This window comes from Haoranjiania flava (genome assembly GCF_025631005.1).
Classification (GTDB): domain Bacteria; phylum Bacteroidota; class Bacteroidia; order Chitinophagales; family Chitinophagaceae; genus Haoranjiania; species Haoranjiania flava.
The window spans coordinates 64,937-77,948 of record NZ_JAOTPL010000012.1 but is presented as its reverse complement, the minus strand read 5'-3'; the positions used below and the strand labels follow the sequence as shown (position 1 = coordinate 77,948).

General features: G+C 40.7%; 10 protein-coding genes. All 10 read left to right on the top strand.

Annotation, left to right across the window (positions count from 1 at the left end; genetic code table 11):
• Positions 1 to 259 precede the first annotated feature (259 nt).
• Entirely contained in the window at positions 260 to 2,764 is a 2,505-nt protein-coding gene (locus OD355_RS09385; RefSeq protein ID WP_263038210.1) for a cation-translocating P-type ATPase, read from the top strand.
• A gap of 85 nt (positions 2,765 to 2,849) precedes the next feature.
• Positions 2,850 to 3,464, top strand: coding sequence for a TetR/AcrR family transcriptional regulator (locus OD355_RS09380; RefSeq protein ID WP_263038209.1), 615 nt, complete (start codon positions 2,850 to 2,852; stop codon positions 3,462 to 3,464).
• A gap of 26 nt (positions 3,465 to 3,490) precedes the next feature.
• The gene (locus OD355_RS09375) at positions 3,491 to 4,759 is read left to right on the top strand and encodes a TolC family protein (protein WP_263038208.1); all 1,269 of its coding nucleotides are present in this window, start codon (positions 3,491 to 3,493) and stop codon (positions 4,757 to 4,759) included.
• A gap of 19 nt (positions 4,760 to 4,778) precedes the next feature.
• Entirely contained in the window at positions 4,779 to 5,729 is a 951-nt protein-coding gene (locus OD355_RS09370; RefSeq protein WP_263038207.1) for an HlyD family secretion protein, read from the top strand.
• 20 nt (positions 5,730 to 5,749) lie between these two features.
• Positions 5,750 to 6,715: an ABC transporter ATP-binding protein gene (locus OD355_RS09365; protein ID WP_263038206.1), complete on the top strand. Its 966-nt coding sequence runs from the start codon at positions 5,750 to 5,752 to the stop codon at positions 6,713 to 6,715.
• Positions 6,716 to 6,755: 40 nt separating this feature from the next.
• The gene (locus OD355_RS09360; RefSeq protein ID WP_382303536.1) at positions 6,756 to 7,472 is read left to right on the top strand and encodes an ABC transporter ATP-binding protein; all 717 of its coding nucleotides are present in this window, start codon (positions 6,756 to 6,758) and stop codon (positions 7,470 to 7,472) included.
• 116 nt (positions 7,473 to 7,588) lie between these two features.
• Positions 7,589 to 7,954: a four helix bundle protein gene (locus OD355_RS09355; protein ID WP_263038204.1), complete on the top strand. Its 366-nt coding sequence runs from the start codon at positions 7,589 to 7,591 to the stop codon at positions 7,952 to 7,954.
• 34 nt (positions 7,955 to 7,988) lie between these two features.
• The gene (locus OD355_RS09350; RefSeq protein WP_263038203.1) at positions 7,989 to 9,095 is read left to right on the top strand and encodes an ABC transporter permease; all 1,107 of its coding nucleotides are present in this window, start codon (positions 7,989 to 7,991) and stop codon (positions 9,093 to 9,095) included.
• Positions 9,096 to 9,432: 337 nt separating this feature from the next.
• Complete coding sequence (locus OD355_RS09345; RefSeq protein WP_263038202.1) at positions 9,433 to 10,545, top strand: ABC transporter permease; 1,113 nt, start codon at positions 9,433 to 9,435, stop codon at positions 10,543 to 10,545.
• A gap of 316 nt (positions 10,546 to 10,861) precedes the next feature.
• Positions 10,862 to 13,000, top strand: a complete 2,139-nt coding sequence (locus tag OD355_RS09340) for an alpha-galactosidase (RefSeq protein WP_263038201.1) — start codon at positions 10,862 to 10,864, stop codon at positions 12,998 to 13,000.
• Positions 13,001 to 13,012 lie beyond the last annotated feature (12 nt).

Genomic DNA, 13,012 nt, shown 5'->3' with positions numbered 1-13,012 from the left:
TTCATTATCTTAAAGCCGTGTCAGGTATTTTCACCTGACAGATCAACTCAGTTATTTTTCATTATCTTAAAGCCGTGTCAGGTGTTTTCACCTGACAGATCAACTCATTTATTTTCATTATCTTTCACCATTACCTCAAAAAAATCTAAAAGTGTAAGGATTGTATATTTCCTGTACTTGAGTAGGCCGGTATGAACCGATACTTTATTTTACAATTGTTGCAAGCTGTACTACATTTGATAGTAATTATTATAGCAAGATGTTTACAGAAAATTTCGGACTTAAAGGATTAACTGAACAGCAGGTGCTGGAAGCAAGAGCCAAACACGGCGACAATGTGCTTTCCTACAAAAAAGAAAACCAGTTCCTGGAATTGTTCAAAGGGCTGGCAAAAGAGCCGATGGTGCTGCTCTTGCTGGCTGCTGCATTGATCTATTTCATCAGTGGAGATACAGCGGATGCGCTGTTCATGTCGTTTTCAATTGTACTGGTTGCCGCTATTTCCGTTTACCAGGACAACAGAAGCCGCAATGCCTTGGAGAAATTGAAAGATCTAACCACACCCGAATGTGTGGTGATACGCAATGGTGAAATTCAGAAGATAAAAACAGAAGAATTGGTTGTGGGCGATTACCTGATGGTAGAAGAAGGAAACCTGATACCGGCAGACGGCACCATCATCCATTCAAACGACTTCTCGGTAAATGAATCGTTGTTGACAGGTGAATCTATGGCTGTGTATAAAGATAAGCAAAGCAAAAATAACCATGTATACAGCGGTACAACAGTAGCCAGCGGGCTTGCCGTAGCTGAAGTAACGGCAACAGGCAACAATACTGAATTAGGCGCCATCGGCAAAAGCCTTGAAAACATTAAGGATGAGAAAACAACGCTTGAAAAACAGATCAATCACTTCGTAAAAATGATGGTGATCGTGGGAGCTGTGGTATTCCTGATCGTGTTGCTGCTAAACTACATGCGTTCCTACAATTTGCTGGACAGCCTTTTAAAATCACTTACACTTGCCATGAGCATATTACCTGAAGAGATCCCTGTAGCATTCACCACCTTCATGGCGCTGGGCTCATACAGGCTTATGAAAATGGGCATCGTGGTAAAACAGATGAAAACAGTGGAAACCCTGGGCAGCGCCACTGTGATATGCACAGATAAAACCGGGACCATTACCGAAAATAAAATGATGCTGTCGAAATTGTATGTTCTTGCTAAAAACAGGATTGTAGATTTTTGTAAGCAGGCAGATGATGCAGAAAAAGAGCTTATACGCACAGCTATGTGGGCAAGCGAGCCCATACCATTCGATCCTATGGAAATTTCGCTGCATAAGGCTTATAGTGAATTATACCGCTATGATGAACGTCCGGAGTACCGCATGATACACGAGTATCCGTTGGGTGGCAAACCGCCAATGATGACGCACATTTTTGAAAATAAAAACGGCGACAGGATCATTGCTGCCAAAGGAGCGCCGGAAGCATTAATGGCAATATCAGACATTTCAGCTGATGAGAAAAAAGATATTCTTGCGGCTATAGAAGCAATCACGGAACAAGGTTACCGTGTGCTTGCTGTAGCCGAAGCGGTATTTGCAGGAAATAAGTTTCCTCCAACGCAGCAGGAGTTTAAATTCAGCTTTAAAGGTGTGGTAGCCTTTTATGACCCTCCTAAGAAAAACATACCGGCACTTTTAAACAATTTCTACCATGCAGGCATTGATGTAAAGATCATTACCGGCGACAATGCAGCCACTACAAAATCAATCGCAACAGAAATAGGTTTTAAAAACAGCGGCGCAAGCCTCAGCGGCGAAGAACTGGTGCACATGAATGCTGAGCGCCTCCAAAAAGCAGTACGTAAAACAAACATTTTTACCCGCATGTTCCCTGAGGCAAAGCTCAATATCATTAATGCTTTAAAGGCAAACGGTGAAGTTGTAGCTATGACAGGCGATGGTGTTAATGACGGGCCGGCTTTGAAATCAGCACACATCGGGATTGCTATGGGCAGGAAAGGCACAGAAATAGCCAAACAGGCAGCTTCGCTGATCCTGATGGAAGATGACCTTTCCAAACTGGCAAATGCTGTTGCTATGGGCAGGCGTATTTATACCAATCTTAAGAAGGCCATCCAATACATTATTTCCATACACATACCTATTATTTTAACGGTGTTTATACCTCTTGCGTTGGGCTGGATCTATCCGAATATTTTTACGCCGGTGCATGTGATCTTCCTGGAATTGATCATGGGACCTACCTGCTCCATCATTTATGAAAATGAACCGCCTGAAAAAAATGCCATGTATGAAGAACCACGTAAAACCACGGGTAACTTTTTTAGCTGGCATGAGCTGGCCACGAGCATCCTGCAGGGTTTAGCCATCACGGCCGGCACCCTGTTTGCATACCAATACGCTGTAAATAATGGCTATGATGAAGCACTCACTCGAAGCATGGTATTTACCACACTGATAGCTGCCAACATATTCCTGACGCTTGTGAACAGGTCATTTTTCTACTCAATCTTTACTACTTTAAAATACAGAAACAAACTTATACCACTGATAATTTTGATTACAGTTGTCATAGTAGCCCTCCTGTTGTACGTAGATGTATTTACGCGATTTTTTAAATTCGCACATCTTAGCGGCAGCCAATTATTATTGTGTATAAGCGTTGGCTTTATTTCGGTGATCTGGTATGAATTTGTCAAATGGGTTAAAAGAATAATACTGCATAAGTGAAGAAACACACCAACTTCGCACTTTTTAATCATTTGATTAAAATATTTGTTTAAAACAGATATTATCCTTTATCTTTGCAACAACAATGGCAAAGAAGAAAAACATACAGGAAGATTTGTCTACAGAAGAAAAAATCAAGCATGCCGCGGCAATTGTATTTCAGAAGAAAGGCTTTGCTGCCACACGCACGCGAGACATTGCCGAAGAAGCAGGCCTCAACCTGGCGCTGATCAACTATTACTTCCGCAGCAAGCAAAATCTGTTCAACATCATCATGGAAGAAAAAATACGTACCTTCTTCAAAAGTATGCTGCCTTTGCTGCTCGCAGATAAACTCTCCTTTCATGAAAAAGTGAAACTGATCTCCAAAAATTACATTGCCCTGCTGCTTGAAAACCCCGATCTGCCTGTGTTTGTAATGAATGTAATCCACTCCGACCCCAAGCATTTTGCCCGCATTACAGAAGGTGTGGAAATGGTGCAGCATTCGCCATTGGTGGGAGCAATCAGGAAAATAAATCCAAAAGCTAAGTTTGAACAGTTTTTCATGAACATCATGGCGCTCTGCGTTTTTCCCTTTGTAATGCGCCCGGCCATAACAGAAATATCAGATACTATCAATAAAGACTTTGAAAAACTGATGAATGAACGAATTGAGCTTATTCCTAAATGGATTGAAGCCATGCTGAAAGTAAAATAAAAATTTTTTAACCAAAAGTTAATCAAATGATTAAATCAATTGATAAAACCAAGTACGTATTTGTAATGGCATTGCTGCTTCTAACAATGCATATAGCTGCGGCGCAGCAACTTTCGATCGAAGAAGCCTGGAGGTTGGGTAGGGAAAACTATCCCGCTATTAAAAAATATAATTTAATAAAAGCTGTAAATGATTACACTTTACAAAACGCCGCAAAAGCTTACCTGCCACAGTTTTCAGCCAATGCACAGGCTACCTGGCAGACGGAGGTAACACGCATTCCCGTTGCGGTCCCCGGCATTAAAGAAATGAATAAAGATCAGTACAGGATACAGGCAGAAGCAAATCAGCTGATTTATGATGGCGGCGCTGTAAAAGCACAACAGGCTTTACAATCAGCCAATACAGCCGTGCAACTCCAAAGTATAGAGGTAGCCATGCACACCATTAAAGAACGTATCACGGAAATCTATTTCGGCATCTTGCTGATGGATGAACAGCTGGCACAGCAGAAGTTGCGTACAGAAGTGCTGGAGAGCACTTTGAAAAAAGCAGAAGCTGCTTTAGCGAATGGCGTTTCCTACCGTAGCAATGTACAGGAGTTAAAAGCCGAGCTATTAAATGCGCAAATGGCTGTGCACGAAATAAAAACAGACCAAAGAGGTTACAAAGATATGCTGGCAAAATTGTTGGGCACCACCATACATGAAGAAACAATATTTGTGAAACCCGCAACAGTAAACGTTCCTGGCGAGATAAACAGAGCAGAACTAAAATTATACGACCTCCAAAAAACTGTTTATGATACCCAAAAGAAAAAACTACAGTCCGACTGGCTGCCTAAAATATCTGCATTTGTACAAGGTGGTTACGGCAGGCCCGGCTTAAACATGCTCGATAATAATTTTGCTCCCTACGCTATTGGCGGCGTTCGGTTAAGCTTTCCTGTCAGCAACTTATACACCAGGGAAAACAACCTGAAAATAATTGAACTGAACAAGCAACAACTGGAAGCAGACAGGGAAGCATTCATTTTAAATACGGATATAAACCTGCAGAAACAGGCAAGCGAAATTGAGAAATATGAATCGCTGATACGTGAAGACGATAAAATTATTGAACTAAGAAAGTCAGTAACAGCATCGGCGCAGGCGCAACTGGATAATAAAGTAATCACGGTGACGGAGTTTATCACCAAACTAAATGCAGAATACGCGGCGCGTCAAACGAAATACCTGCATCAATTGCAGTTGTTAAAAGCAAAGTACAACTACAACAATACATCAGGCAATTAATCTTATAACATTAATACTCATGCAAAAAACAATCTTACTTACACTGATAATTTCAGTAATGCTCACTTCCTGCACAAACAATAAACAGGACTTCGATGCTGCCGGAAACTTTGAAGCAGATGAGGTGATCGTTTCCGCACAACAAAACGGAGAGATTAAAGAGCTAAACATTAGCGAAGGCAACACCCTTGAACGAAATACAATAGTTGGCCAGATAGATGTACAGGCGCAGAAATTGCAGAAGCAGCAAACAGAAGCTGCCATCTCTTCGCTGCAACAAAAAACAGTTTCCTCTTCTGCGCAGGAGGCCGTAGTGCAGAAGCAACTGGCAGCACAACAGGCACAACTGCAAACGCTAAAGAAAGAAAAGCAACGCACCGAAAACCTGGTGAATGCAGATGCTGCGCCACGTAAACAGTTGGATGACATCGATGCACAAATAGACCAGCTCCAAAAACAAATGACTGCAACACAGGCGCAGGCAGATGTATACAGGAATAATGCAAACACGCAAAACCGGAGCATCCTGAGTGAACGCACGCCCCTGGAAAGATCTCAGGAGATCATCAACTTCCAGATAAGCAAAGGTGAAATAGTAAACCCCGTAACAGGCGTGGTTCTTAGCAAGTACGCTATGCAGGGAGAGATGGCCACGATCGGCAGGCCCTTGTACAAGATTGCGAACATGGATACTCTTTCTTTAAAAGCGTACGTGACCGGGCAGCAATTACCTAAGATCAGGATCGGCCAGCAGGTGACTGTGCTTATAGACAACGAAAATAAAACTTATAAATATTATACAGGTGTTATCAGCTGGATATCTGATAAGTCGGAATTCACACCTAAAACCATTCAAACAAAAAATGAACGTGCCAACCTGGTGTACGCCATAAAGGTACGTGTGGTAAATGACGGCTATCTGAAAATCGGGATGTACAGTGAAGTAGTGTTTGATACATCTGAAAAATAATTGTATAAAAATTAGCATACGTGAACGATATCATTGTACATAATATTACCAAAACTTACGAGAAAGGAGCTGTGATGGCTGTTGATGATGTGAGCTTCAACGTAAACGAAGGCGAACTGTTCGGGCTTATAGGACCTGACGGTGCAGGCAAAACCTCCATATTCAGGATTCTCACTACCCTCCTGCTCGCAGATACAGGCACAGCCAGTGTTGCAGGTTTTGACGTAATAAAAGATTATAAACAGATCCGCAGCAGCATCGGTTATATGCCGGGCAGATTTTCTTTGTACCAGGATTTAACTGTGCAGGAAAACCTGGATTTCTTTGCCAACTTATTCGGAACTAATCAACAACAAAATTATCATCTTATAAAAGATATTTATGAGCAGATAAAACCCTTCAGCAACAGGCGTGCAGGAAAATTATCGGGCGGCATGAAACAGAAGCTGGCATTGTGTTGTGCGCTTGTACATAAACCACGCGTTTTATTTCTTGACGAACCTACTACCGGAGTGGATGTGGTTTCAAGAAGGGAGTTCTGGGAAATGCTGAAAAAATTAAAGCAGCAGGGAATTACTATACTGGTATCCACACCGTATATGGATGAGGCTACACTGTGCGAAAGAATTGCGCTGATACAAAAAGGAAAGATCATGCGGGTAGATACGCCCCGAAATATCTTAGACACATACCCGGTAAAGCTATACGCTGCAAAAGCTGCGAACATTTACAGCTTGCTGAAAGATTTAAGAAACCACCCGGATATTGAAAGTTGCTATGCATTCGGAGAATGGCTGCATATAACGGTAACCGGCAATAAAGACAACGGCAAACAATTAATAGAGAGAATTGCAATACAAAAAGGTCACGTAAGTATTGTTGTAAAAACAATGAAACCCGGCATTGAAGACAGTTTTATCAGGTCAATGCAAAATCGTCAACCACCCCATACAGAAGTAAAAGAAATGCATGATGAAGTTTTATGATAATAGAGAGCAAAACAATACAGCATTGACGCTTGATAATATGGTGATTTCCTGCCGCGACCTCACCAAGAAGTTCGGCGGTTTTACTGCGGTGGACAATATATCCTTTGAAGTAAGCAGAGGAGAGATCTTTGGCTTTCTCGGCGCCAACGGCGCGGGGAAAACTACTGCCATGCGCATGTTGTGCGGTTTACTGAGCCCTACTTCCGGCAAAGCTACAGTGGCAGGCTATGATGTTTACCAGGAGCAGAATAAGATCAAACAAAACATCGGTTATATGAGCCAGAAATTTTCTTTGTATGAGAACCTGAGCCCGGTAGAGAATATACAATTTTATGGCGGCGTATATGGTGTGCCGCGAAAGGAAATAAAACTGCGCAGTGAAGAGCTGATCGAAACGCTCGGATTGCAAGACCAGGCAAACAAGATGGTTGCTTCGCTGCCATTGGGCTGGAGGCAAAGGCTGGCTTTCTCTGTGGCAATTTTTCACCGCCCAAAAATTGTGTTTTTAGATGAGCCTACCGGCGGCGTAGATCCTGTAACACGCCGGCAGTTCTGGGATATGATCTATGAAGCAGCAGCGAACAATATCACCATATTTGTAACCACCCATTACATGGACGAGGCTGAGTACTGCGACCGTGTAACGATTATGGTTGATGGAAAAATTGAAGCGCTGGATACTCCCGGCAACCTGAAACAACAATTCAACGGCACCAGCATGGACGATGTTTTTTATAAGTTGGCGAGAAAGTGAATGAGAGGAGAGTGGAAAGTGGAGAGGTAAAGATGAAGTGGAGAGTGGAGAGGTGATAGTGCAAAATGAACTCATAGATATCAATTTAATTATCACAAACAATAAAATCTTATCTTATGGAAAGCATTACTGCAACCAAATCGTATGCATTTGCAATTAAAATTATCACGCTATACAAATTCTTAATTGAACAAAAGAAAGAATTTACATTATCCAGGCAACTTTTAAGAAGTGGCACAGCAATCGGAGCATTAGTACGTGAATCAAATCATGCTGAATCAAAAGCAGATTTTCTCCATAAAATAAATATTGCTTTAAAAGAAGCTAATGAAACAGAATATTGGTTAATGCTTCTCAGAGATACAGGCTACATAAGTTTTGAAGACTATGATGATATTCAAAAACATTGCAATGAGATTATCAGGTTATTGGCAAGCAGCGTAAAAACTACAAAGAAAAACCTTGGTCGAAACACCGTTTAACTCTCCTCTTTCACATTTCCACTATACTCTGTAAATGAAAAATCTTCTCGTATTTATAAAAAAAGAATTTTACCATGTGTTTCGTGATAAACGCACGCTGGTAGTGATGTTTGGCATACCGCTGATGCAGATTATATTGTTTGGTTTCGCGCTCACCAGCGAAGTTAAAAATGCGGATGTACTGTTGATAGACAATGCAAGGGATGTACATGCTCAAAAGCTCACCAATAAATACAAAGCATCCACTTATTTCAGCATCGAAGAAAAACAAATTCCTTACAACAAAATTGAGGAGGAGTTTCAAAAGGGCAATATCAAAGCTGCAATCATATTTCCACCGAATTTCAGCAACGACCTTATGCGCAGCAAGCAGGCAAGCTTGCAGGTACTGGCTGACGGCAGCGAGCCGAATATTGCAAAAATGCTGATACAATACATCAGTTCAATTACACTGGATTACCAGCAGCAACTCAATGAAAACATCCTGCCCGGCAGCATCATTATTCCGGAAATGCGCATGTTGTACAATGAAGAGGGCAACGGCTCTATCAACTTTGTGCCCGGTGTAATGGCGTTGATTCTCATGATCGTATGTACGGCATTGACTTCTGTAGCTGTTGTGCGTGAAAAAGAATTGGGCACTATGGAAATATTACTGGTATCGCCTTTTAAGCCAACTATGGTACTGGTAGCCAAGGCGCTGCCCTACCTCATCTTGTCGCTTATGAACCTGGTACTGATTTTATTATTGTCGGTATATGTGATGAACGTTCCCATGCTGGGTAGCATTGTTTTGTTCTTTTTTATAAGCCTTTTGTTTATATCTACCTGCCTGGCAATAGGCCTGGTGATCTCTAATTCTACCAATTCGCAACAGGTAGCTCTGCTGATTTCGATGATCGGGATGATGTTGCCGACAATCATTTTTACAGGATTTATTTTTCCGCTGGAAAACATGCCTGTATTCTTCCAGTGGCTCTCCAATATTGTTCCGGCGAAGTGGTATTATACAGGTGTAAAATCGATTATGCTGAAAGGCCTGGGCATCGAATATGTTTGGAAAGAAATTGTGGTGCTTACCGGCATGACGCTTTTGCTGTTGCTGGTTGCTGTGAGAAAATTTAAGATCAGGCTGGATTAATATAACCCATGAAATAACCATAAAGATTAAGAATCTATACCAACCGGGAATGATAATAAAGAATTAAGGTTTTGGTTATTCCGTGTGGCAAACAGAAAAAATTAAATATTAACACATGAAATAGCCATAAGCAAAGTTGAATACCAACCGCAAATGAATAAAGGTTATTCCATGTGGCAAACAGAAAAATTAAATATTAACACATGAATAGACATAAAAACAGGACATGCATACCAACCGCAATGATCACCTGGCGAACGAAGTTCTCTGAAAGTAATCATGTGGCCATTAAAACAGCCGCAAAGCGGCGCACTAACATACAAATGAAATAGTTGAAATGAAAGTTTTAAGATTTATACTTCAGAAAGAATTTAAACAAATATTCCGCGATAAAAGTATCGTGGCTATGATGTTTGCGCTGCCGTTACTGCAATTAGGCATCCTCCCTATTGCCATGAATTTTGAAGTAAAAAATGTAAACATAGTGATCGTGGATAATGATCACAGCAGCGTGTCGCATAAGCTCATGAATAAGATCGCCGCCTCCGGTTATTTCAAACTGGTAGCCGCAGAACCTGCTTTCAAGCAGGCCATAGAACATATCCGTACCGGCGAAGCAGACATTATCCTGGAAATTCCAAATGCCTTCGAAAAAAACCTGATAAATGAAAACAGTGCCAAAATAAACCTGGCAATTGATGCTATTAACGGCACCAAGTCGTCACTTGGCTCTGCATATCTTATGTCCGTGATTCAGGATTTTAATGCAGGAATACAAATATTCAAAGATCAGAAGCTGCAGGCTCCATATAGCATACGTATAGAATCTTCATCCTGGTTCAATCCGTTCGCAAATTATTACTGGTACATAGTTCCCGGCATACTGGCCTTTTTGCTGACTATCTTTGCCGGCTCCATTTCTGCATTGAATATTGTACGTGAAAAAGAAGTTGGCACCATAGAGCAGATCAACGTAACGCCTATACAAAAATGGCAGTTCGTGGTAGGCAAATTAATTCCTTTCTGGATTGTAGGCATGATCATCCTCACCATTGGTTTGCTGGTGGCTATTATTTTTTACGGCATCAGGCCTGTAGGTAGTATTGCTATGTTGTATGCGTTAACCGGGATTTATCTGGTGGCTTTATTAGGGTTGGGATTATTCATCTCAACAATCAGCGACAACCAGTTGCAGGCAATGTTTATTTCTTATTTTTTCATCATGCTTTTTGTATTGATGAGCGGGCTGTTTACTTCTGTGGAAAGCATGCCGCAATGGGCAAGGTACATTTCCAATTCGCTTCCCATCACTTATTTTATGAAGGCGATACGTATGATTGTTTTAAAAGGCAGCTCCTTTGCTGATGTAAAAAATATCTTTCTTATACTTACTGCTTTTGCCGCGGGGTTGAACGGGCTGGCAGTCTGGAATTACAGGAAAACCGGTTAAAAATAATCTTACACAACAAAAAAATCCATTCTATTAAGAAAAAAGTCTATGTTATTTTCAGGTGTTAGGGATACTTTTGGATTATAGTTTACCCTCATTAATTTAACACATGCAATAGCCATAAGCAAGTTGCATTCCAACTGCTAATGAATAAAAGCTATTACATGTCACGATTAAAAACAGCCGCAAAGCGGCGAACTAAATAAATACACATGAAATAATCATAAAGATTAGGAATATCAACCGGGAATGAGTATTGCATCTAAAAAAATGGTTATTCCATGTGGCAACTAAAAAATAAATAAAATAAATACACATGAAAATACACCTTTTAATAATTGCATACACTATATTAATTTCATTTCAAGGAGTGGCGCAGGTAAGAACAGTCGCTGAAAACCATTGGCTGCTTGAGACAGAGAACATGTATTATTCAGTCAAAGTCATCAACAAACAATTGTATTCCGGCTACTATGGTGCGGCTTTCAAGCAAAATAAGTACAGTCCGGACCATTTTACCGGCAGAGAAGAAATTCCCGTCCGTGGAAAATGGACAGATAAATTACCTATTATTGAAGTTATTTTCAACGATGGTACAAGAGACCTTGATCTTATTTATGAATCTTCTTTCATATCTAAAAAAGATGGCTATAGCCAGTTGGAAATTAGGATGAAAGATAGTTATTATCCTATTAAGGTAACTTCATTTTATCGTGTACTGCCTGAATTTGACATCATTGAGAAGTGGATAGAGATTTCTAATAAGGGTAAATCCATGATTAAAATTGAAAATGCTATGTCAGGTTCTTTGTGGTTGCCTTTGGGGTCATATAAGATGACACATCTAGCCGGCAATCACCTTCAAGATTTTCAACCGCATACTACTTTGCTTACACACGGTACAAAAACAATACAAAGCAAAGATTTTAAAACATATGGCGCATCATATTTTACAGTGAGGCCTGAAGGCGAAAAAGATGAACACAATGGAGACGTATGGTATGGCCAGCTTCACTACAGCGGCAACTGGAGAACAGACTTTGAGAGCAATTATGAAGATCGTTTGCAAATTGTAAGTGGAATTAATTTCTGGGATAGCGAATGGAATCTGAGACCGGCTGAAACCTTTACTACTCCTGTATTTTCTTTTGGTTTTACATCAAAAGGTACCGGAGCTGCTGCACGAAATTATCATAACTATATTAGAAATATTACGCTTCCGCAACAACGCGCTAAAAAAGCACGCCCGGTTATTTCTAACAGCTGGTATGCAACAGAATTTAATATCAATGAACAACAGCAGGTAGCACTTGCAAAGGTTGCTAAAGAAATAGGAGTTGAAATGTTCGTGATTGATGACGGCTGGTTTAAAGGAAGGGTGAATGATAAAGCAGGTCTGGGTGATTGGACCGTTGACCAAAGTAAATTTCCGAATGGTCTTAATCCTATGATCAAGCAGATAAATGACCTGGGTCTTGATTTTGGCATATGGATAGAACCTGAAATGGTAAACCCTAACAGCGACCTTTATCGTGCACATCCCGATTGGGTCTTACACTTTAATAACCGGAATAGAACAGAAGGCAGAAATCAGTTAATTCTGAATTTAGCACGCAAGGATGTTTACGATTATTTATATGAGTCATTCCATGATCTGCTAAAAAATCACAATATTAAGTATGTAAAGTGGGATATGAACAAGAGCCTTACCGAACCAGGGTGGCCTTCGGCTCCCACTGACAAGCAAAGAGAAGTAAGGATCCGATACATAGAAAACATGTACAGAATGTTTGATGAGCTTACAAAAGCTTTTCCTGATGTGTGGTTTGAAACGTGCTCAAGTGGAGGAGGACGCGTGGATTTGGGTATATTTACGTATACCGATGCAGCATGGGTTAGCGACAATATCGATCCTGTTGACCGCATATATTTACAATACGGATATCTAAATGCTTTCCCGGCCAATACAATGATCAGTTGGACCGGCGACTATGATAATCACAATATTAAACCATCAATGGAATTCATGTTTGATGTAGCAATGAGCGGGGTCCTGGGAATTGGCAATAATATGACTAAATGGAACGGTCAGGAAAAAGAAATTGCAAAAAGAAAAATTGCTGAATACAAACAAATACGCGATGTAGTGCACAATGGTGATATCTACCGTATTGCCTCTCCCTTCGAAAGCTCAAGGTGTGTACTGCAATATAACAGCAAGGATAAGAATGAATCAGTGATTTTCTGCTACGAACTCAATACGCAATTACTCGGAAGTTCCACGTATCCGAACCGTAATCCATATCTTAAACTCATGGGATTGGATGCCAATAAACGGTATCAATTCGAAGGTGAAAAAGATATTTATACAGGTGATCAGTTAATGTCTGCAGGTTTGCGCTACCCGCTATGGAAAGCCGCAACATCAAAAATACTAAGACTAAAAGCGTTGTAATCATCAATAATA